The organism is Pseudomonas sp. OV226, assembly GCF_003148705.1.
Classification (GTDB): domain Bacteria; phylum Pseudomonadota; class Gammaproteobacteria; order Pseudomonadales; family Pseudomonadaceae; genus Aquipseudomonas.
The window spans coordinates 50,740-72,336 of sequence record NZ_QGGS01000031.1 but is presented as its reverse complement, the minus strand read 5'-3'; the positions used below and the strand labels follow the sequence as shown (position 1 = coordinate 72,336).

Here is a 21,597-nt window from a genome sequence, read left to right as displayed (position 1 = left end):
TTAAAAACAGGCACGTTACCGACTGTCTACAAATGAGCTGCGCCATTCGTAACCAGTCGACCGTACCAAAGGGGAAACCCCTTTGAACCCCAAAGCCTAACGCGCCGCGCTTGTTGGCCCCTGACGACCCGATGGCTTCGCCACCGGATCGTCAGGGGCTTTTTGTTGTTGGTTGGTTTTGGTCGTCCGGGGTGTGTTGTGACGGGAACAAAAACCGCGTCGGGGGAGTTTTTTGCGGAGATAGCGGGGCGTCTTGACCGAAAGCCCCACAGGCCGCGCCCCATATGGCGCAACGGGTCTAGACAACAAAATTCGCGTCGGGTGATACTGTTGGTGCAAAAGGCGCAGGAACCCTCGCTAATGCAGAGAAAGGTACATTGTCAGAGGCGAATTTTGCTCAAAACAAAATCAAATCCGACAGATCTTTTAGTGAGGATGGACAAAAGCTCTACTCGGAGTTAGCTGGAACGCCAATTAAAACTGTTGATGATCTGGCCGGGGCCTTAAAGGCTGGGACCATAAAACCAGGTCAGCTTCCAGTTGATTATGTGGACATGAATGGCACTCGCCTGATCCTGAATACACGGACCTCCACGGCGTTGGAGCAGGCTGGAATTCCACGGAATGAATGGTTTGGGCGAAATCAAACTGGTGTTGAGGCTTATCCCGGCAAGACGTTTAATGATTTGGCAGCAGATCAATTAAAAAGAAATGATCTGCCGTCAACCGGTGCAGAGCAACTGAAGTCGGTACGTCCATGATAATTAGTAAACCAAAATTAGTAATAAATCCATACGAGTGGTTGCCAGGGTATGGCGAATCAAAAGTATCTTTTCGCTCCGAGGGGGCGAACGTATTACTTGATGTTGAATACGAGAGAGAGGTGCTAGATGGTTATGGCGATGAAGTCATATTAAGCCTGAGGCGAGATATTTTATTTAAATATGTATACGCGTTCATTAAACTCCCGTTCCCTGGAAATGCTCTCTTTGAATTTGAAGGCGAGCCAAGTGAGTTTAGACTAGGTGACCTGACGGAATTTTCGCAGTCTGAGTGGGTTAGGAGTAGTTTGAGTGCATGGCGCTCAAAATCAAATCATTCCCCACCTGCGATAAGGCACTTTAGTATTCAGTTTGTGTCTGAAAACCTTGCTTTTCACATACTTGCTGAGGGGGTGTTTTTGTCAGATGAGCGCTCTATTGATCGTCCTCAGTAATTAGGTCAGACGGTACATTTTTCGTTAGCCAAACACCGTTTTCAGCCTGAAAAAACTTGAAGCCCTGCTGGTGCATCCGCAGGGCTTCAATTTTTAGTACCGCTGGTTTTCCATGTCGCTGTCCGACAGCTACGGCTGCGGCTATGTCTTGTGATAGATGTACATGATGGCGAGAGCCCGCAACTAACCCTTGTTGCTGAATTGACGCTAGAAAGCGAGTTGCTGTTCCGTGGTACAAAAATTCGGGCGGCTCTTTTTCAATATGCTGGAGTTTTACGCTTTCAGTTGAATGCCCCTGCACGGCGCGGATGTATTGCGCATCGTTGGAAATAGCAAAGCGCTTCTTATCACTACTGCTGACAACCGCCAGGATCGATTCACGATCTAGAACACGCCCTTCTTTAGCTGCGCCTGCAATTAAACACTCAATTTCTGCCCAGCCTTCCGTGTCTAGCTGAAGCCCAATGGACTGCGGCTCGTGTCGCAATACATAACTGAGGAACTTACTAATTTCGTTGAGCTGTTTGCTGTTCATGGCTGCTGTTTTGACTCTGAGCTAGGCACAAAAAATCGTTTTGTCTGATGTTTCAAAATCATCGCATCGAGCAGTGCGAGCACAGAGCGGCGTTCATCCTCGTCCATTTGCACCACAGCTTCAAATTTCAGCTTTAGCTCGTCCTGCGGTTCACGCTCATTTTCTTCAAAAACCAGCCAATCGGTGGAGACGTTAAAGGCCACGGCCACCTTCTTGAGCACCTCAAGTGATGGTTGAGCCTCTCCGGATTCATAGCGTTTTACCTGGGTGATATGGATTCCCACGGTGTCCGCCATTTGCTGTTGAGTCAGGCTGTGTTGCTTGCGTAGCTGCAAGAAGCGCTCGGTGAAGCTCATCCAGAACAAGCCTTGGTGGTGGTCGATGCCTGGCATTGTCACCTCTGGTTCTGATGAGGGTTGACGAAAGTATCTACATAGGGCTTACAATAATCCCTTAAGAGATACTTGACAAGGTTCTGAGGAGATACCGAATGGCCCGCATTCCCGACGCTGAGCTGGAACGCCTCAAACGTGAGGTGTCGCTGGTTCGTCTGATCCAGTCGCAGGGCCATCAGTTGCAAAAGCGCGGCAAGGATTGGGTGATGTGCTGCGTGTTTCATGACGAGAGCACCGCCAGCCTGTCGGTCTCCGACGAGAAAAACCTCTATCACTGCTTTGGCTGCGGGGCCGCTGGTTCGGTGCTCGATTGGGTGATGAAAACCCAGGGCGTGTCGTTGCCGCACGCGGTGCAATTGCTGCGCAACGACGCACCACTGGAAAACACGGAGAAAGTCGGTGTGACTCGCAGTCATGCGCGCCACCTTCCTTCTTTAGCCGCAAGCTCTTCAGCTTCTGCGGTTTCGGAGGTCGAAGACGCCGCGCTGCTGCGCTCGGTCGCCGAGTTTTACCATGGCAACCTCAAGCAATCACCCGAAGCGCTGGCCTATCTGGTTGTTGGTGCTGACGCTGAATTGACCCAGTGGCCGAGATATCACTGACCTAGTCCGGTACTTCGCGAACCATTGCCGGTGCTGGATTTTTGCCGACTTGGAGGTGGGGCAGTCTTGTGCCGGTACGTAGGTCAATTGGACAGCGGCGTCTACAAGCCAGATATCCATGGGCTTGGTACCGTGCTGAGATACGTCCCATTGGAACAAGTCAGTGATCTCCCGGCTTATGACTGGGGGGCTGGTAATTGAACACGCGGTGAGTTATTAGATTAAGGCGGCTGAAAAAAAGACGGATCAGCTACAAACTAATAAAAAATAATGGTGATCCCATGAGCTGTCTTGTTTGTGCAGGTGTCGCTGAACGCATTCAGTGTCATGGCCCGTGGGAGGAGAGAGATTGTCCGGCCTGCGGTCGCTATCGAGTAGCAGATGCACTCGTGTTGACGCTAATGGAGCAGGGCCAGATTTTTGATGTGAGCAAAACAAGAATCTGGCTTGCCAGCAAGCGCAAGGAAGAAGCTATTCCGGCCATTGAGATCCACGAGGCAATACTGGTGCCATGAAATGGTTTTTTCCGAGCGAGATGGATGCCCGATCACTCGGGCGCCATCAGCACGGCGAGCGTTAGGTTCATAAATCCTCGTTCTTGCTGATGGTGTCCAAAGCACCGCGAACATTCCCAGCAGTCTCCGCTGAACCGCGCGGCCCGACCCATCGCGTAAGTTCCATGATCGCGGCCTCGAGGGCAAGCTGGTTCTGTTTGATCTTGAAGGGCAGGGAGCAGGCTTGCTCCCACATTAGGGATAGGGGTGGAATACAGGGGTGGTCGGTGGAAAACACAAATGCCAGACAGCACAAAGGGGAGCCGAAGCTCCCCTTTAATTTGTCGTTGCGCGTGATCTTTTTTTATTATTGAGGGGCGGTCTGTTTTTGTTTTTGGAAACCGTTTCCCTTTACCGCTGTTTTTGTCGATCCCCATCAGGGATCAAGAGCAAGCGTATTTTTTTGAGCGCTGATTTGCTTTTTCGCTAAGCGATCCAACCAGTTCGGGAGCTACCTGAGGGTAGTTTAATTGTTCTCTGCCCGGTTGCGAGTCACTCCGAAAAGCACCCTGAAAAGCACATCTTCTCCAAAAAAATCTGTTCGCTGCGTCTCTGCCGTGTTGTTTTTGTTATGTCAGAGTCGTTACGTCTTATTTTTATCAGGTTTGCCGCTTTTTTGTTTTTGTTATGCAATAGACATAGCAGGCCCCGCGCCAACTTGTTAAAACCATTTAAAGTCAATGAGTTGGTAAATTATCGTGTTTTTTCCAGTTGGCCAAAGCCAGACAACTTGTTTCCGTGTTACTCGCTTTTGCCCACGTTTTCGGCGATGCGGTAACACCTGCAGACCTCACTGTGCGCTGCGTGCGCTGATTGAAAACTGACCCTGCCGATTGAAAATTGACCCAGGGGCGGATTGCTGATTTTTGCATCAACAACAAACTCACTCCATTTCACGAGACACTGGAACAGGCGCTCAAGGCCGACTCCTTCCGGGCAAAGCCTTATCCACAGTTGATATGGATGCCACAGCAGGATCAGGATGGAAGCGCCTTCGCACATACAAGGTGCTCGAAAGATTGAATAGTGATGAATTGGCTTAATGGATCCATTGATCATTATTTGCCACATTATTATTGACTTAAATCAGGAAAATACGCTCAAATGGATCCATAAGAACAAGCCTGCTCCGGAGATTCTCATGTATCCGAAAAACACCTGGTATGTCGCCTGCACCCCCGACGAGATCGCAAGCAAGCCCCTTGGGCGGCAAATATGCGGTGAGAAAATCGTTTTCTATCGAGGCCATGAAGGGCGCGTTGCCGCCGTCGAGAATTTTTGCCCGCATCGCGGCGCCCCTCTTTCGCTTGGGTATGTCGAGAATGGCAACCTAGTCTGCGGATACCACGGCCTGGTGATGGGCTGTGACGGTAAGACCGTCGAAATGCCAGGGCAGCGCGTCCGGGGCTTTCCGTGCAACAAGACCTACGCGGTTGAAGAGCGTTACGGTTTTATCTGGGTCTGGCCAGGGGAGCAGGACAAGGCTGATCCAGCCCTGATCCATCATCTGGAATGGGCGGTCAGCGATGAGTGGGCCTATGGCGGTGGGCTGTTCCATATCAACTGCGACTATCGATTGATGATCGATAACCTGATGGATCTCACCCACGAAACCTACGTGCACGCTTCGAGCATTGGCCAGAAAGAGATCGATGAGGCGCCGCCAGTCACCACCGTGGAAGGTGACGAAGTGGTCACCGCACGGCACATGGAAAACATCATGGCGCCACCGTTCTGGCGCATGGCGCTGCGTGGCAATAACCTGGCCGACGACGTACCGGTGGATCGTTGGCAGATCTGCCGCTTCAGTCCACCCAGTCACGTCTTGATCGAAGTGGGCGTGGCCCACGCCGGCAAGGGCGGTTACAACGCCGAGCCGCAACACAAAGCCGCGAGCATTGTGGTCGACTTCATTACACCGGAAACCGAGACCTCGATCTGGTATTTCTGGGGTATGGCACGCAACTTCAATCCGCACGACGAAGCCCTCACCGCCTCCATCCGCGAGGGCCAGGGAAAGATTTTCAGCGAAGACCTGGACATGCTCGAACAGCAGCAGAAAAACCTGCTGGCCAATCCTGAGCGTAACTTGCTCAAGCTCAATATTGATGCCGGTGGCGTGCAGTCCAGGCGCGTGCTGGAACGCCTCATTGCCCGTGAGCGAGCACCGGCTGTCGAGCTGATTGCTGCGGTGAAATAGCGAAGGGAGCGCCCTTGAGCAATACGGCAGTCCACTCCCATTGATCTTGTTCGCGGCCTCTGCAGTGGCCGGTATTGAAGGTTCGCCATGATTGAAGTCGTCGTGACATCCCGCAACAACGAAGCGTTGGATATTTGCAGCTACGAGTTGACCTGTGCACAGGGCGGGGTATTACCCAGCTTCAGTGCCGGAGCCCATATCGACGTGCACCTGCCCAGCGGACTGATCCGCCAGTACTCACTGTGCAATCACCCGCAAGAGCGCCATCGCTACTTGATAGGTGTACTTAAGGACGCGGCCTCGCGCGGTGGTTCTCAGGGCATGCATGAGCAGGTCAACAATGGTGATCGGCTGTTCATCAGCGAACCGCGCAACCTCTTCCCGCTGGTGGGTGAGGCACGGCGCAGCCTGTTGTTCGCCGGCGGCATAGGCATCACTCCGATTCTCTGCATGGCCGAGCAACTGGCCCACAGCGGTGCCGATTTCGAGCTGCATTATTGCGCTCGCTCCACTGAGCGTGCGGCGTTTGCCGAGCGACTCAAAGGGGCCTCCTTTTCCGATCGCGTGCACCTGCATTTCGATGAAGAAGCCGATTCGCGTATGGATGCCGCCAAGATCCTAGCCAATCCGGGGCCGGACGTGCACCTATATGTCTGTGGCCCTTCAGGGTTCATGCAGTATGTGCTCGATAGCGCCAAGGCCCAAGGTTGGAGCGATGGGCAGCTGCACCGTGAATACTTCGCCGCAGCGCCGGTAGATACGCGTGACGATGGGACGTTCCAGGTCAAGCTTGGCAGTAGCGGGCAGATGTTTGATATTCCGGCTGACAAGACTGTGGTTCAGGTGCTGGAAAGTCACGGTGTCGAGATTGCAATTTCCTGTGAGCAGGGCGTCTGCGGAACCTGCCTGACCCGTGTGCTGGAAGGGGTGCCTGATCACCGTGACCTGTTCCTCACCGAAGAAGAGCAAGCGGCCAATGATCAGTTCACGCCCTGCTGTTCGAGGGCTAAATCGGCGCTGTTGGTGTTGGATCTCTGAACGAGTCGCTTACTCGCCGCGTGCGATCACTTTCATCCGTTCGCTATTGCTGATCGCGCCGAATACCTCGGCGTAACGCAGGGTTGCATTGGCGTGTTCGCGCATTATGGCTTCGGCGCGTGCGCCCTGGCGACTGATCAGCGCGTCGAAGACCGAGTGGTGTTGCATGTGAGCGAAGTTGAAGCGCCGGTATTCGCGTGCCATGTCTTCACGATCGATAGCGAGCGCTGAGACTGAAGCGAAGGGCCGATGGTCGTTTCGTGACAGGGCTTCGGCAATGGCGGGGTTAGCACTGCTTTCGACGATCACCTGATGAAAGCGCATGTTGAGGTCATGGAAGGCTTCAAGGTCTTCTTCTGTCACGTAGCCTTTGTCGAACAATGCATCTCCTTTCACCAGGCATTCGTGCAGTGCTGCCTGCGCTTGCTCGGTCAATCCGCGTTCGGCGCTCTGCCGCGCCGCCAGCCCCTCCAGTACCCCACGCACCTCCACGGCTCCGGCGATATCGTCGGCACTCACCGAGCGCACCTGATAGCCCCGTCCACCGTGACGTACCAGCAAGCCTTCCTGTTCCAGAGTAAGGAAGGCCATGCGTACCGGCATGCGCGAGACGCCGAAGCGTTCCGCCGTTGGAATCTCCATCAGCCGCTCGCCAGCCGCCAGCTCTCCCGAGGCGATCATTTTGCGCAGTGCGACCAGCACCATTTGACCCGGTTTGCTCATGCAGGCGACTTCCAGAAAGTGGTTCGCCATAGTAACGCAAGGAAGGGGGGGATGCAGGGGCGACTAGCGCCCCTGGCGGGAGGATCAGAGAGACAGTGGGTAGCTGACGATCACGCGGGTCTGATCGAAATCACTGTTGAAGCTGCGACGGTTGGTGGCGTTGTTGACCCGCACGCTAAGGTTTTTCATCGGGCCACTTTGCAAGGTGTAGCTGACCTCGGTGTCACGTTCCCATTCCTTGCCATTGCTACCCGCCTTGGTGGTGGCGTTCTCGCCGTGACCATAGCGGGTCATCAGCAGCAAGCCGGGGATGCCGGCGGCGACGAAGTTGTAATCATAGCGAGCCTGCCAGGAACGCTCGTCGGCGTTACTGAAGTTGCCGTTGAACATGTCGTTGCCCAAGGTGCGCCCACTACTGCCATACACGGACATCCAGCTGGTATCGCCGCTGACCTTTTGCAGTCCCAGATACAACGTATGGCCACCCAGGATGGCCGAGAACAGCCCGTAGCCGGTAGTACTTTGCACGTTACCAATACGGGCGCTGCCGTCATCGTTATCGATGAAGTAGCCGAGATTCGCGCCGAGAGTCCAGTCACCAAACTTCTGTTTATGTAGCAGGTTCAGATAGCTTTGTTGATAAATGTCTTCGAGTTGCGAGTGCCAAGCGCCAATCAGGGTTTGTTGTTCATTGAAACGATATTCAGCGCCCGCATAGTTGAAACTGTCTGACGTAACGGTCGGCGCAGCCCAGGCAGAGAGGTCTTGCATGTTTGAAGAATTACGCAGGCTCGTGGCGGTGTATTGTCCACCCTGCAGGCTCAGGCCGGGTAGCTCTCGGGACACCAGCATGGTGCCTTGGAAGGTCTGTGGCAGTAGGCGTCCGTCATCGTAGCGCAGCAGCGGAACATCGGGCATGAGCTCGCCCAGAAATAGCTCAGTGTCAGAAAAGCGCATTTTTGCGGCCACCCCTGCACGCCCGTAGCTGTCGGCGGAGTGACCATCTGCATGCACCGGCAGCAAGTCGGAACCGCTGGTCTGACGGCTGCTGTCGAGCTTGATACCCAGCATCGCTATACCGTCAAGGCCAAAGCCTAGAACGCCAGGGGTGTAACCGGAATTGAACTTGAGGATAGCGCCCTGGGCCCATTCTTCTACCTTGCTCTTGCTGGCGCCGGGATCGTTGTAGTCCCGATTGAAATAGTAATTTCGCAGGAGCAGGCTGGTCTTGGAATCCTCGAAAAAACCGCTGCTCTCGGCATGTGCTGAAGATAATAAGGCAAGCGCTATTGCACCGCCGAGCAGGGCCCGGGGGAGAGGAAGGTAAGTCATTATTGTTGTATTCCTAGGGGTAGTAGTCAGTAGCGAGGCAAAGCCTCGCTACCTCTTTGCATTGCATCAGGCGTGGCTGAGCTCGGCAGCAGGTTGCACCTGGGTGTTTAGCTTGAGGAGTAGCAACACGGCGGCGGCAATCACGAAAACCACGGCAAATACCCCGTACAGGTGCAGTGGCTGCCAACCGCTATCCAGCAACAGGCCGGCGACGGTCGGCGAAAGGATCGCGCCGATGCGTCCGATACCGATACCCCAACCGACTCCCGTAGTTCGCACTGAAGCGTCGTAGACAATCGGCGATAGCGCGTACAAGCCAGCCACGCAGCCGTTGGCGAACAGCCCGATCAGCAGACCCAGGCCGAGTGCCATGGATACCGATGACGCGGAGCCGACGAACAGTACCAGCAGGCCTGCGGTAATCAGCATGAACAGCGACAGCACCCGGGTCAGCCGCCAGCGCGAGGCCAAGCCACCAATCAGCGCTGCGCCGAAGATACCGCCGACGCTCAGCAGCACGCCGCCGCTGATGCCTTGCTGTGCCGATAGCCCTGCTGAAACCAGCAGTTTCGGCGTCCAGCTCATCACGAAGTAGAAGCCGAACATCACCAGGAAGAACAGCAGCCAGATCAACAGGGTGGTACGCCGAGAATCAGGGGAGAGTAACTGGGCCAGGCGCCCACGGCCTGAAATCGGTGCGGAGACGGCGACGGGCAGTTCGCGCAGTGCTGGCTGGCCGAGGCGGGCGGCCAGTCGATTGATGCGTGCCAAGGCATTCTCGGGGCGGCGGGCGATCAGAAAGTCCAACGACTCAGGCAAGTACATCAATACCAGTGGAGTCACCGCCAGGGTCACGGCTCCACCGAATATGAAAACCGAACGCCAGCCAAAGTGCGTCAGCAGCCACACCGACAACAGCCCGCCCAAGGTCGCACCCAAGGCATAACCGGTAGATTGCAGGCTCACCGCCAGGCCTCGCCAGCGTTTGTTGGCATATTCACTGGCAATCACGTTGCTGCTGGCCAGGATTCCGCCGATACCCAAGCCGGTCAACCCACGCAGCAGCGCCAGTTGCACCGGCGTCTGGCTCAGTGCCGACAACAGCATGCCGGCCCCTGAGAGCAGCAGGCAAAACAGGATCAATGGCCGACGGCCATAGCGATCCGCCCACGGTGCGATAAACAGAGAGCCTGCCGCCATGCCAAACAGTCCGGCACTCAACAGCAGTCCGATCTGCGCGCCGTTCAAGCCCCATTCGGCGGACACCGAGGAGGCCGTGAAAGCCATCACCAGTACGTCGAAACCATCGATCATGTTCAGAACAATACAGATGCCCACGGCCAACCATTGGAACCGCGCCATGGGGCGCTCGTCTACCACGCTCTTCAGATCGATACTCATGGCTGCCCCTCGAGATGAGGCTGCGTAAAGATAAAACGAGGGAGGCACACGAAGGTGGGTGCAAGCCGAAGCTTGTGCCCGATTGAGAAGTGATTCATCACGACACCCTATTATTTTTATGAGCGGGCAGGCGCAATACCTGACACCGTGCGGAGCCAGTCAATCAATTTATGGATCCATTGTGAAGTGGTGGTATATGTTTTTTGTCGGATAATCTATAAAAATCAAATTAAATGCTTTAAATACAATATGTTAACTATATTTTAAATCGTTCGATAATCGAACATGATGGGCGGGTGGTTAAATAAAGGATCCATTGAGGCCGCGCTGAGTGGACTAAGAGGCTCCGTAAATATGATCGGTAGAGAGCGACTAAACCTGTCAGTCAAAGCCGTAACTACTTGCTGTTACCTGCCTTTCGAAGTCCTGCCGTTTGGGCCTCAGATTCTGACGTGAAGGAGACTTGTTTTTTTCAGGCACCTGACCATAGCCAGGGCATCCCATTGAGAGGTGGTGTTGGTGCTGACGTCGAATTGGCCCAGTGGCTAGGATGTCACTGACCCAGTCTTATTCCTCGCAATCCACGCCTATGCTGGATTTCTGCCTACTTGGGGTAGGGCAGTATTGCGTCGGCACGTGGGTCAATTCGGCGTCAGCGTCTTCACACACGGATCTATTGAGAACTCGGCCAGCGGATTCCATCAGGGACAGCGGCAATGCCGCACCGAAAGTCCGGATGTATGAGTGCAATCTCTACCATCGAGCTGTCACAGATTGAAAGCTTGGCAACCCGGGGGCGTCCATGTATGTGCAGGGGGTGGCAGGTGACTGCCATTCCTACCGCGACCGTTGTTTGAGAGCGGGTTTACCCAATATTTTCTTGAGTTGGAACTGGTCTGGCCTGCCCTGCCCTGCCCAAACGAAGCAAACAATGGCTGGCGCTTGACGTTATAGTAACCCCAGAATCTCATTCAAGGTTTCTTCCGCTGATGCACCATCTAAGTACGCCTGTCTAAGCTTGTCAATTTTCGCTAGCTTTGAAGACGCGGTAGATTCAACGTCCGTTCCAACTGTGAGAATTTCTTGGATTTCCGGGTCATTGGTGAGATGTACGTACCTGGCCAAGGTAGATTGAGTGGCATGCATGGAGTCTTGGCGACCAGCCGCCATCGCAACATCAAGAATGTTAGCCTTGGACTTCTTGCTCAAATTACTAATGTTTCTAGCAATCAATATTGTAAAGTAGCGATGGCGAAAATTATGGTGGGATATACCCAGAAGTAACTTAGAATGTTTCGAGGCTTTGATGACTTTCTCGTAATACGAGTTGAATGACTTGCGATACATTATTTCGCCTGATTGCGAATTTACAAATATCCGGTCGTGTATTTTGGAGTTAGGGAATCTTTCGTGTGTATTGATTACAAATTTGTAAATTTCTTGTAGCTCAGATCGGGGTATGGTGACGGTTCTATGGAAGCCTTTGTATTTCCCTTTGAGTACAGGGATTTTCTTCAAAGAAGAGTTGGTGGTGTATGCTTCTATTACTGCGCTTGCTGGGATCTCAATTACCTCGCTTAGTCTTGATCCGGTATTCTCCAGAAGAGCGGTAAAGGCATACCAGCGCTCAATTATATAGTCATTATTTGTATATTCAAATATGGCTTCGTGCCAAGCAACTATCTCAGAGTTCTTGATGTAATCGATGGGGGCAACAGGCGTATCTTTCATGCCGTCTATACAGGCGTGAGACAAATATCTCTGACGCCGGGTACCGCGTCCCCCGTAAGCCTCTGATGCGTACACCTGGAAATTACTGGCAGAAAAGTCAGTGGTTAACAATTTCAACGATGGGAGATCTGACTGGGTGTGTTCGATTAGTAATAAAATTCGCCTGACTGTTCTCTTTATTGTGGTTGAGTTGGCTTTGTCGATTTCCTGAAGGTGCTTGACGAAGCTGTATAGAAGCTCGTCATCAACCTCAATCAGGGTTTTTAAATTCCTTTCGAGATAATTTTGGAATACATTTAGGGTGGTGGCGTAAGAGATTACCGTTTTTGCAAGAGGCCTTGCTCCGTAGCTGTTAGCGCCGCCGCCATATTTAGTCAGATAGCTGTTCATCTCCCAACAAAAGTTGCCTGCAGCGCCGAATATCATTGGGAAAGGCATGCTTTCCTTCAGCCCATGATTGAATAGGAAGTCAAGGTCGGGAAAATCAGCTGTATGGATCATGGTTTTACCAGCGTTAGATATGCCTTATTCAGCGCTTTGGTATGGCTTTTCAGAACTTGCTGATACCTGAGATCTTGCCTAGTCTGTTCGTCTGTACGCTCTTCCAGTTGCTTGTACGCTCGGTAGACCTCGGCCAGCGCATTCTTAAGGTACTTACATTGGGATTTTAGATCGACAATTTCATCCGCTTGGGAGCGTTGAGTTATTTTCGGTGGGGTGTGCTGTTTGGGAGGGGCTAGTATCAGCTCGTTATATTTTGCTAGTACAAGCTTAAGCTGATTGGATGACTCAATATTGTATGGCTCTTGCGAAGTATTGTATGAGCAGGATGTGACTTCCAGGTCTTCATCGCTCCAGGATAATGCTGTCTTGAAGGAGACGCCCCGCTTGCCGGCGAGCACATCCAGTGAGCCAATCCTGGATTTACTATCCACCGCAGCACTGATGTTGATAACCTTATTAATAAGGCTTGCTGACTTTGCAAGCCGCTCTTGCATTTTTGCTGTGGATGTTTCCCCTTTAGAGTATCTAGTCATTTTTATTTACCTGCATAGATATATATTTGCTTGTCATTCAGGATCTTTAGCTTGATCTGGCGGTGCTGGGACAGTTCGCGAATGTGTTCGCTCAGCAATGCTGGGTCTCCGAGCTTCACGTGGATGGATTCGCTTGTGAAACTCGCTTTTAATGTATCGTCCACAATAACTTCCTTGTCGATATGGCCGCTAAGAAATTCTTTAAGAAATTCTAAGGTCTCGCTTTCCCATTCGGGCTGCGTGGAGATGTCACCATAGTAAAGTGTGATGGATGGTTCTATATGACCCATCATCCAGCGTAGTGGCTCGATTTCGCAATCAGAGTTTAAGTAGAGGAAAAATGCAGCAAAGAACCGACGAAATTGATGTGGTCGAGCATACCATCGATCTTCAGCAATCCGAGGCAGTTCTATCCAGTCGGTGTACTGATCTAAAAGTCTTCGGTTAGTTACTTTAGACCTGTTTGTATCTTTTCCTGATTCAGACGGCCAGATGGTCTTCATGTTGGGATGATGGCATTGCATGAAGTCTATGTATTTAGAGATGAAGTTCCAAATGATTTGCGGTATTGGTCGCTTGATAATTTCAAGTTCGTTGCTATCACTGCTCTTAGGGATATTTAGCTTAATGTCCCATAAACCATCTAACTTGGATAGCGTTAAACAGTCTGCGTCAAGGAGCGAGGCACTGAGAAGCCGGCAAGCTGTAAACGTATGTATCAGTATTCGCGTTGTTGTAGCGTAGAATCCGATGAGTTCATCCGTGGAAATGTGCTCTCGCAATATCGAATGATCAGTATAGCTTCCTCTGGCGCTCGAGCACCTGCCAAAGGTTTTGATATTTAAGTGGGCAATCTCTGGAGGGATGGGGATTGCCTCGTAAGCTTGTCTCCTGAATTTGTCAACGTTAGATTTTATTGTGCTCTTGGCATACACGGGCAAAATGTTTTCTGCGTAGTATGTTTCTAGGGAATTAATGTAGTTGATCAGCTGTGGGGCGTAATCTCTGTGAAAAACTATTGCGTTAGCTATGTATTCAAATGCGATAGGTGTCGGCATAAGCGGAGTTTGATTTTTTTCGGTGAAGGACTTGGATGCATTCGATACGGCATCTGTTATCTCATGCTGCCCGACTTCAAACTTATGGGCTTGGTGCTCCTTGGTTTTATGTAGATATGAGAATTGATGGCCCTTATTTTCCAGTGTGGATACACTCAGATTTTCGCAGTCACCTAGTTTGCATGCCGAAAAAAACTCGCGTTCACCCGCAGCGGCGTTCTGATTCTTTAACTGTTGAATGAGAATTTTTTTTGTGATGGTCGGAATTTTGTATGTTGATATCGCCTTCAGGATGTTTTCTCGGTTGCGAGGCGTCAATCCTAATTCGGCGTCCAAATTCGAAACGTTGATTCCCAAGCCAATTAAGTCGTGAGCGCTTAAGAAATCTTTTATGTGGTTGATAGTTATGTCAGATAGTGTCAGAATTCGTTCTGGAAGGTTATTGTTTTTTCGGTCTTCCATAACATGATCCATAATTTCGAAGGTTGTCCGAGTTAAGGCCGCGAGGCTGTTTGGTCTCTTAGAAACAGAGCTTTCAATGAGCGCTATTGCTGATGACTTCAGATCTGTTAGGAAAAGAGTCCACTTGGCATCAGTGCCTTTGCTGTTGTCGAAAAAGTTGTAGCTGAAGTCTATCTTGGCATAATGGACACTTGATGCAGGCGCATTCAGATCTATTGTTACGCCTGTCCTGGGTACAAACCAGATGTCATTAGTGGAGTCAGGATGAATCCATGTCGGTTTAGGTTCTGACTCCAAAATTTCACGGATTTGCTTAGTCTCATGATTTTTCAAGTAAGGTTTCCTCCGAAAACTCAAAACTCAAAACTCAAAACTCAAAACTCAAAACTCAAAACTCAAAACTCATTTCTTTCGGTTCAGCCTCTGCGAGCATTTTGATCATTTTCCTGCTGCCGTCATCTTCAATTTTTTTGATAATCGACTTGCAAGTTTCTACGACTTCTTTCTCTTGCCCGAATTTTACGTAAGATAATACGAGTTCGATGGTTTCCTTGGTGCATAGAAAGTAAATCTCATGACTCGAGTTTTTATTTTGCGCTTGGTCATGGTCGCTACGCAATGCTCTTACTAGTTGTTTCAGCTGATTTGAAGCGATTTTATGAGTGTCCGTATCAGATTTAGGCAGGCCGTCACTTATCAGGAGTATAATATTTTGATGATCCCTGAGCCGCTTGCGATACACGAATTCTTGTATCTCTGGTGGGACGTAATTTTTGAGAGCGGTGAGTATGGAGTTTCCAAGATAAATACTCGAAGTTAGCGTGTCGCCGCCACTTTCAATCCACCTCAGCAGACTTTGTGAGACCCGGATTTTCGGCATGGTTGGTTGCGCATCTGAGACCCAGGGTGGGAGTCTGCCGATTATACGGCTGAAAGCAGTTTTCCTACGATTATTTAGTAGTCTGTATATTTCCACTTCATTTTCGCGTGGCTTGCTAGAGCCGTCCATGACGAAAAGGTAGTTTGAGTTTAACGCTCTGGCATGATTTGCCCGCATTTCCAACAGCATGCTCAAGGCCGTATTAGCGTCAATGTTGACCGCTGTTTCAGTCTGAAAATAACTATTCTTTACTGCTGTACGCTGTTTGATTGCATTGGCGCGAGGTTTGAGAGTCGAAACTGTAATGCCGCCATCATCTCGAACTACCACAAACTCGCCGTCTTTTGTTTTTTGTACTTTCGCATTCTGTAAATCTTGGACGTTGATGCCAAGCTCGTCGATTATGATACACATAGCAGCAACGGCGAATTCGTCTGTGATACCTAAGTGTTGCCTGATGAATGATGTTGACCACTCATGTGCGTGGTGCGCTCCGTGAAAGGTTCTGCGAGTGAATAATCCCTGGAATCTATCAGCAATAAAGGCAATCGTATTAATCATGCCCTTTGGGTGGCTTTTAGAAAAAAAACTGATTGCTTGGCCGTAAGGATTTATTTTTTGGTAGTCTAAATTGTCAACGCTCCCGCGCATTCTGTTGATGTCACTGACCTCAAGGATCTTCTTGAGTTTTGAAAACTCCAGATACCCCTCAAATACCAATTTCTTGCATTCTTCTAAGATTACCACTCTATGAGTGGTGATCTGGTTAGCAATTTCGTCGAGAGCACTGTCGAGCGACGGCGCTCGAACTGCATCTTCTAGTGTGATGTACCCGAGAACGTTGCACTCCTTCTCGCTGAAGATGTCTGATGTCTTCGGGACAGGAGGAATCAGTGTGTTAGTGGGTAATAGCCTTGCCTTTTGCAGCTTAGATAGGTAGTTGCGTAACGATCCGTAATCCGAAATCACCGTTACTTCTTTGACGGCCATACCAGTTTTGATAACGATACTAGCTCGCCTGTTCTTCAAAAACTCACGACAGGCCGTCGTGATGACGTTGGGCTTGGTGTGCCAGGCAGGGTCAATGCCATGGACTATAGGAAGGAAATCGACCAGATGTCGCAGGGCTCGCTGCCTTGGGGGATGAGAGGAGATGAAGATGGCAATGGTCTCAGAACAATACCTTCTGATATCATCATCATAATTCTTCTGCCTCATGCTTGTCGTTCCCTACCTGAAATCGGTTCAGATAGAGAGTAGGCTAGCTAGGCGACATTACAAGGGTGAAAGCTATGGTCAGCATGGGTATGCAACATCTCGGCATGGTGAGCCGCGATCTATCTGAACCCTGTGCCAAACTGCTTCCCCTGCAAGCCCGTCTGATGTCCCAGGCGCTGCGTAAAATCACCGGTAACATCAAGAACGCCAACTGCCTGGTGATCTTCATCAACCAGATCCGTATGAAGATCGGCGTGATGTTCGGTAGCCCGGAAACCACCACCGGTGGTAACGCGCTGAAGTTCTACGCTTCGGTTCGTCTGGACATCCGTCGTACTGGCGCGGTGAAAGAAGGTGATGAAGTCGTCGGTAGCGAAACCCGCGTCAAGGTCGTGAAGAACAAAGTGGCTTCGCCGTTCCGTCAGGCCGAGTTCCAGATCCTTTACGGCAAAGGCATCTACCTCAATGGCGAGATGATCGACCTGGGTGTTCTGCACGGTTTCGTCGAGAAATCCGGTGCCTGGTATGCCTATGAAGGCACCAAGATCGGTCAGGGCAAGGCCAACTCGGCCAAGTTCCTGGCGGACAATCCGGAAATCGCCGCGAAGCTCGAGAAGCAGCTGCGTGACAAACTGCTGACCCCGGCGCCGGACGTCAAAGCATCGCCAGTCAAAGAGACTGCTGATGACCTGGCTGACGCTGATATCTGATTGATCCGATGACCGCCGTACTCGATACACTCGTCGCGGTGCGGCGAACCGCAATGGACCTGCTCGCACGACGCGAGCACGGTCGAGTCGAGCTGACGCGTAAACTGCGTCAGCGCGGCGCCCTCCTTGAAATGATCGACACAGCACTCGACCGCTTGACGGAAGAGGGCCTGCTGTCTGAATCCCGTTACCTCGAAAGCTTTGTTTCCTACCGTGCCCGTTCGGGCTATGGCCCTTTGCGTATTCGTGAGGAGTTGAGCCAGCGCGGTCTGCAACGAGTCGATATCGAACTGGCGTTACGCGAGAGTGGTATCAACTGGCAGGAGCAACTGGAGGATACCTGGCGGCGTAAATTTTCCGGGCATCTTCCGATAGACGCTCGGGAGCGTGCCAAGCAGGGGCGCTTCCTGAGTTATCGGGGATACTCCATGGAGATGATCGGTCGCTTGCTCAGTGGCCGGGGAATGGATGATTGATAAAAAATGGCCCGCTATTTCGATAGCGGGCCATTTTTTCTGCCTTACGTCACCTTGGAAGGTTTGCGCGTGAGTTGTTGTGTCTGGGGTTTGGGCTGAGCCCGGTTTTCCGGCAGGTTGATGTAATCCACCAGTTCGCGCAGACGGCCATGATCACGCGCGTTGAAATTGAAGGCCAGTCGCGCCAGGTGGCTGAACTGTGCTTCGTCGTGTTCCTCTTCGTTGTAGGCATGCTGATGAAAACGATCGCTCAGGCACAAGTCGGCAAAGGCCTTCTGCATGTGTTCGAGCGCTTGCTCGCTGAGCCTGTGATTCATGCGAATCACGAACTGACGCTTCAGCCAGCGACTGGAATGGAAGTTGCTGTAGAACTGGTTGATCTGTTCCACCGCCTCTTCGGCGCTGTAGACCAGGCTCACGAGCTTCATGTCGGTCGGCAGGATGTAGCGGTTTTCCTCCAATTGATGGTGAATGAAGTCCAGCGCGCCTTGCCAGAACTTGCCGCCCGGCGCATCCAGCAGTACCACCGGCACCAAAGGGCTTTTACCGGTTTGAATCAATGTCAGTACTTCCAGCGCCTCATCCAGGGTGCCGAAACCACCTGGGCACAGGACTAGCGCATCGGCTTCTTTGACGAAGAACAGCTTGCGGGTAAAAAAGAAGTGGAAGGGCAGCAGATTGGCAGTGCCTTGCACGGTGGGATTGGCATGCTGTTCGAAGGGCAGGGTGATGTTGAATCCCAGGCTGTGCTCCCTGCCGGCCCCTTCGTGAGCGGCCGCCATGATGCCGCCGCCAGCACCCGTGATCACCATCAGGTCGGAGCGCGCCAGCGCCGCCCCCAATTCTCGGGCCAAACCATACAGCGGGTGTTCGATCGGTGTTCGGGCGGAGCCAAACACGGTGACTTTACGCCGCCCCCGGAACTGCTCGAGAACACGAAAGGCGTGCTCCAGTTCGCGCAGGGCTTGAAGGGTGATCTTGGCATTCCAGCGGTTGTGATCTTCCTGGGCCATGCGCAGCACGGTCAGGATCATGTCGCGGTAAATGGGGAGGTTGGGACTGTTGGGTGAAACCAGGTTGAGCTGTTCTTCGACCTTGCTGGTGAGGTCGTGGCCGCTTTCTTCAAAATGACGGCTTAGCAGATCATTCGGTTGGTAAGGCATCAATTTCTCCTTCCATACAGGCTCTGTTTTTCCCTTGGATGAAGGAAACATTCGCACATCAAGACGCGTCGCGGGCGGCCCCTTTCCAGCCCGGAAAAGTGAATGGGAACACTATGAATCTAGACCCTTGCAGAGATTTACGCTGCCTTGATCATTGCGCCGCAAAGTCTTTCCTGGCAATCGCTTATTGACGGTTTGCAAGGTGATTTCACCGCTCGTCTGAACACGAGCCGAGTCTCTGGCGCTCTGATTTACTAAGTTACAGGCGTAACACGACAACTTTGCGTCAAAGGCAGGGCGCGCGGTTCAAGAGATTGAAGGATTTGTTTCGCTCAAGCAGGGCGAGGAGCAGGGAGGCGGGATGTTATGGCCAGAGTCATTCTGGAAATCGATGCGCAACTGTATCGATTACTGAAATCATCTGCCGAGACCCATCATGTGAGTCTCGAAGAGGAGTGCTGTCGGCGTTTAGAGGGAGCCGAACGGCGCTCACGTTACTTGCAGGCGTTATTGGCTGAACTGCGCGCCGAGGATGAACAGCGGCGCGCAAATGCTCGTTGATTACTTTTTCTTCACCGGTGTGGCTTTCGGGCAATCCGATTCCTGGAAGCTTGCGGAGCCGATCGGGCGATTGGACTTCACCTCGGCAAAGTCATAACGCATGATCGCGCCCTTTGCCATCAGCTTGCGGAACCCCGGGTTTCTGCAGACGGACGCGCCAAGCTGGAAGTAAACCGCTTTCGGGTCAGACCGCATCTTTTCGGCGTGGCTGCTCTGCACACTCAGGTGGTTGATCAGTACATTGCCTTCGACAGTGTAGCCCTGATCGAGAATGTCCTCGTTGATCGCCCGTGGCGTGCCGACGCTGCTTTGTGCCGCGACATTTTGCAGCTCTTTGTTGAGGTTCTGCTCTTTCAAGGACGCCGCCTGAGCACTGAAGGACGACGCCAGCAAAATGGCAACGGTGGGAACGATAAGGCGCAGCATGAAACTCTCCTGGTTCAGTGACTGGTGCTTCGACCCGCCACATGACTGTGCGTTCAGTGGCGGCGAATTATAGGGGACGAGCTCCAGACGGTACAGGCTTGCACCGACTGCTCTGGTAAACTGGCGCCACTTTTTGCCCTGCCGAGTGTTTTTCGTGTCGATTTACTTCCCTTGCCGGCGTTGCCTGCGATGAACCCCGCAATTTCTCACTTTGCTGCCAACGCTGTGGCCCGCTTGCGCGATATGCGAGAGGAAGAGGGTATCAAGCCGATTCAGGCCCGAGGCTGGCGGGCAGCGCGTTGCCGTGCCTGCCGCGTGATCGAGAGCCACTGCCTGTGCGCCTGGCGCCCGCAGGTCGAGGCGCGTTCTGGTGTGTGCCTGATCATGACCAACAAGGAAGTGTTCAAACCGAGCAACACCGGTTGGCTGATTGCCGATGTAGTGCGCGACAACCATGCGTTCATCTGGTCGCGCACGGAGGTCGATGAACAACTGTTGGCGTTGCTGGCCGACCCGCAATGGCAGCCGTATCTGGTGTTTCCGGGGGAGTACGTCGAGCCCGAGCGTGTCACCAACAGCGTCGACACGGATAGCTCGAAACGTCCGCTGTTCATTTTGCTGGATGCCACCTGGACAGAGGCCCGGAAGATTTTCCGCAAAAGCCCCTATTTTGACCGGCTTCCGATCTTGAGCCTGCTGCCCGAGAAACTGTCACGGTATCGGTTGCGCAGGTCGACCCGCAGCGAGCATTTGTGCACCGCCGAAGTGGCGGCACTGTGTCTGGATCTGGCCGGTGACACTGACGCTGCATCGGCGCTGGACGCTTATTTCGACGTGTTCAGCCAGCATTACCTGGACGCAAAGCATCAGTTGGACATGAATGTGGCAACGCCGGCTCACGCCGACCTGATGCCGTTCGTGCAAAACACGGCCCCGGTCATCTGCTGATTGTCACCCATACTGCAAAGAACTGTACCGGCCAAGCACCTTGACCACCCCGACTTCGCTGGGCATGCTTGGCGCCGATTAGGGCGCGGCCAGGTTTGATACGCCGAATTCTTGCGTTAGTTAATAGCTACGTGATTGGCGTTGAACGTGCCCTGTTAGTGCAGCTTCGTGGCTGTGCCTTGAGTTGTTTGAAAAACAGGATCATTTGAAAAATGGCCACATACGAAATCCTGATTGCCGATGATCACCCACTGTTTCGCAGTGCGCTGCATCAGGCCGTGACGCTGGGCCTGGGCCCGGATGTTCGGCTGGTGGAAGTGGCGAGCATTGCCGAGCTGGAAGCCCGCCTGGATGAAAAGTCCGACTGGGATCTGGTGCTGCTGGACCTGAACATGCCCGGCGCCTACGGTTTTTCCGGGCTCGTGCTGTTGCGCGGTCAGTACCCGCAAATTCCGGTGGTGATGGTTTCCGCGCAGGAAGAAGCGTCAATCATGGTCAAGTCCCGTGAGTTCGGCGCCAGTGGGTTCATTCCAAAATCCAGCGACCTGAGTGTCATCCAGAAGGCTGTCCGTGCGGTGCTGGACGGCGACGTATTCTGGCCACCTCAAGCCTTTGAAGCGGTCAGTGTTTCCGATGAGGCCAAAGCGGCCAGCGAAGGCCTTGCGAGCCTGACGCCCCAGCAATTCCGGGTGTTGACCATGGTTTGCGAGGGCTTGCTGAATAAACAGATTGCGTACGAGCTGAGCGTCTCCGAGGCGACGATCAAAGCCCATGTCACGGCGATTTTCCGCAAGCTGAATGTGCGGACCCGCACTCAGGCGGCGTTGCTCTTGCAACAACTTGAGTCAATTTCCAGCCACTAAACTATTACATGTTCACGCTTTTTTGACTTTGCTTGATCTAGCGTTCCCATTCCTACCTGGTCAGTTGC

Annotated in this window: 22 protein-coding genes and 2 pseudogenes; 11 read left to right on the top strand and 13 right to left on the bottom strand. The window is 52.4% G+C overall.

Annotation, left to right across the window (positions count from 1 at the left end; translation table 11 throughout):
* The first annotated feature begins 377 nt into the window (after positions 1-377).
* A complete protein-coding gene (locus C7534_RS32460) occupies positions 378-761 on the top strand; it encodes a hypothetical protein (protein WP_146206224.1) in 384 nt (127 codons plus the stop codon).
* Positions 758-1,216: a hypothetical protein gene (locus C7534_RS32455; protein WP_146206223.1), complete on the top strand. Its 459-nt coding sequence runs from the start codon at positions 758-760 to the stop codon at positions 1,214-1,216. The genes C7534_RS32460 and C7534_RS32455 overlap by 4 nt, the downstream gene beginning before the upstream one ends.
* On the opposite strand, the gene C7534_RS30175 is transcribed toward C7534_RS32455, so the two are convergent.
* Positions 1,197-1,751 (bottom strand): RNA 2'-phosphotransferase, encoded by a 555-nt coding sequence (locus C7534_RS30175; protein ID WP_109788023.1) that lies wholly within the window; start codon positions 1,749-1,751, stop codon positions 1,197-1,199. The two genes, C7534_RS32455 and C7534_RS30175, sit on opposite strands and share 20 nt — an antisense overlap.
* Complete coding sequence (locus C7534_RS30170; RefSeq protein WP_218278095.1) at positions 1,748-2,143, bottom strand: helix-turn-helix domain-containing protein; 396 nt, start codon at positions 2,141-2,143, stop codon at positions 1,748-1,750. Before C7534_RS30170 ends, C7534_RS30175 begins: the two co-directional genes overlap by 4 nt.
* A gap of 98 nt (positions 2,144-2,241) precedes the next feature.
* On the opposite strand from C7534_RS30170, the gene C7534_RS30165 reads away from it, so the two are divergent.
* Complete coding sequence (locus C7534_RS30165) at positions 2,242-2,748, top strand: CHC2 zinc finger domain-containing protein (protein WP_109788022.1); 507 nt, start codon at positions 2,242-2,244, stop codon at positions 2,746-2,748.
* Between the two features lie 281 nt (positions 2,749-3,029).
* Positions 3,030-3,263 (top strand): hypothetical protein, encoded by a 234-nt coding sequence (locus C7534_RS30160; RefSeq protein WP_109788021.1) that lies wholly within the window; start codon positions 3,030-3,032, stop codon positions 3,261-3,263.
* A gap of 32 nt (positions 3,264-3,295) precedes the next feature.
* On the opposite strand, the pseudogene C7534_RS33015 reads toward C7534_RS30160, so the two are convergent.
* A pseudogene (locus C7534_RS33015) lies at positions 3,296-3,498 on the bottom strand (hypothetical protein).
* A gap of 545 nt (positions 3,499-4,043) precedes the next feature.
* Positions 4,044-4,361 carry a hypothetical protein gene (locus C7534_RS32450; protein ID WP_146206222.1) on the bottom strand — a complete coding sequence of 106 codons (318 nt, stop codon included), beginning with the start codon at positions 4,359-4,361 and terminating at the stop codon, positions 4,044-4,046.
* Between the two features lie 82 nt (positions 4,362-4,443).
* Here C7534_RS32450 and C7534_RS30145 point away from each other — a divergent pair, with 82 nt between their 5' ends.
* Both C7534_RS30145 and C7534_RS30140 read left to right on the top strand, forming a co-directional pair.
* A complete protein-coding gene (locus C7534_RS30145; RefSeq protein ID WP_109788025.1) occupies positions 4,444-5,502 on the top strand; it encodes an aromatic ring-hydroxylating oxygenase subunit alpha in 1,059 nt (352 codons plus the stop codon).
* A gap of 87 nt (positions 5,503-5,589) precedes the next feature.
* On the top strand, positions 5,590-6,540 hold the full coding sequence (locus C7534_RS30140; RefSeq protein ID WP_109788020.1) for a PDR/VanB family oxidoreductase: 951 nt from the start codon (positions 5,590-5,592) through the stop codon (positions 6,538-6,540).
* Positions 6,541-6,549: 9 nt separating this feature from the next.
* On the opposite strand, the gene C7534_RS30135 is transcribed toward C7534_RS30140, so the two are convergent.
* The 7 genes from C7534_RS30135 to C7534_RS30100 all read right to left on the bottom strand — a co-directional run bounded on the left by C7534_RS30135 (position 6,550) and on the right by C7534_RS30100 (position 16,382).
* On the bottom strand, positions 6,550-7,263 hold the full coding sequence (locus C7534_RS30135) for a GntR family transcriptional regulator (protein ID WP_109788019.1): 714 nt from the start codon (positions 7,261-7,263) through the stop codon (positions 6,550-6,552).
* A gap of 84 nt (positions 7,264-7,347) precedes the next feature.
* Complete coding sequence (locus tag C7534_RS30130; protein WP_109788018.1) at positions 7,348-8,595, bottom strand: OprD family porin; 1,248 nt, start codon at positions 8,593-8,595, stop codon at positions 7,348-7,350.
* Between the two features lie 66 nt (positions 8,596-8,661).
* On the bottom strand, positions 8,662-9,996 hold the full coding sequence (locus C7534_RS30125; protein WP_109788017.1) for an MFS transporter: 1,335 nt from the start codon (positions 9,994-9,996) through the stop codon (positions 8,662-8,664).
* 948 nt (positions 9,997-10,944) lie between these two features.
* Positions 10,945-12,228, bottom strand: coding sequence for a tyrosine-type recombinase/integrase (locus C7534_RS30115; protein WP_109788016.1), 1,284 nt, complete (start codon positions 12,226-12,228; stop codon positions 10,945-10,947).
* Positions 12,225-12,764, bottom strand: a complete 540-nt coding sequence (locus C7534_RS30110; RefSeq protein WP_109788015.1) for a hypothetical protein — start codon at positions 12,762-12,764, stop codon at positions 12,225-12,227. Before C7534_RS30110 ends, C7534_RS30115 begins: the two co-directional genes overlap by 4 nt.
* 2 nt (positions 12,765-12,766) lie before the next feature.
* Positions 12,767-14,617 carry a hypothetical protein gene (locus C7534_RS30105; RefSeq protein WP_109788014.1) on the bottom strand — a complete coding sequence of 617 codons (1,851 nt, stop codon included), beginning with the start codon at positions 14,615-14,617 and terminating at the stop codon, positions 12,767-12,769.
* Between the two features lie 55 nt (positions 14,618-14,672).
* Complete coding sequence (locus tag C7534_RS30100; protein ID WP_109788013.1) at positions 14,673-16,382, bottom strand: hypothetical protein; 1,710 nt, start codon at positions 16,380-16,382, stop codon at positions 14,673-14,675.
* A 149-nt stretch (positions 16,383-16,531) separates the two neighbouring features.
* Between C7534_RS30100 and C7534_RS30095 the strand changes: the two are divergent.
* Together C7534_RS30095 and recX are read left to right on the top strand one after the other, a co-directional pair.
* Positions 16,532-17,092: pseudogene (locus C7534_RS30095) on the top strand (recombinase RecA); the annotation flags it as partial.
* A gap of 8 nt (positions 17,093-17,100) precedes the next feature.
* A complete protein-coding gene (recX, locus tag C7534_RS30090; RefSeq protein ID WP_109788012.1) occupies positions 17,101-17,568 on the top strand; it encodes a recombination regulator RecX in 468 nt (155 codons plus the stop codon).
* Positions 17,569-17,612: 44 nt separating this feature from the next.
* Here recX and C7534_RS30085 read toward each other — a convergent pair whose 3' ends face one another.
* Positions 17,613-18,731 carry a TIGR00730 family Rossman fold protein gene (locus tag C7534_RS30085; RefSeq protein ID WP_046029248.1) on the bottom strand — a complete coding sequence of 373 codons (1,119 nt, stop codon included), beginning with the start codon at positions 18,729-18,731 and terminating at the stop codon, positions 17,613-17,615.
* A 366-nt stretch (positions 18,732-19,097) separates the two neighbouring features.
* On the opposite strand from C7534_RS30085, the gene C7534_RS30080 reads away from it, so the two are divergent.
* Entirely contained in the window at positions 19,098-19,292 is a 195-nt protein-coding gene (locus tag C7534_RS30080; protein ID WP_046029250.1) for a hypothetical protein, read from the top strand.
* Here the strand turns inward: C7534_RS30080 and C7534_RS30075 are convergent, their stop codons facing one another.
* On the bottom strand, positions 19,293-19,718 hold the full coding sequence (locus C7534_RS30075; protein WP_077430786.1) for a PA3611 family quorum-sensing-regulated virulence factor: 426 nt from the start codon (positions 19,716-19,718) through the stop codon (positions 19,293-19,295).
* A 189-nt stretch (positions 19,719-19,907) separates the two neighbouring features.
* Between C7534_RS30075 and C7534_RS30070 the strand changes: the two genes are divergently transcribed.
* A complete protein-coding gene (locus tag C7534_RS30070) occupies positions 19,908-20,666 on the top strand; it encodes a tRNA-uridine aminocarboxypropyltransferase (RefSeq protein WP_077430785.1) in 759 nt (252 codons plus the stop codon).
* A 212-nt stretch (positions 20,667-20,878) separates the two neighbouring features.
* Complete coding sequence (gene erdR / locus C7534_RS30065) at positions 20,879-21,529, top strand: response regulator transcription factor ErdR (protein WP_046029256.1); 651 nt, start codon at positions 20,879-20,881, stop codon at positions 21,527-21,529.
* Positions 21,530-21,597: the final 68 nt, after the last annotated feature.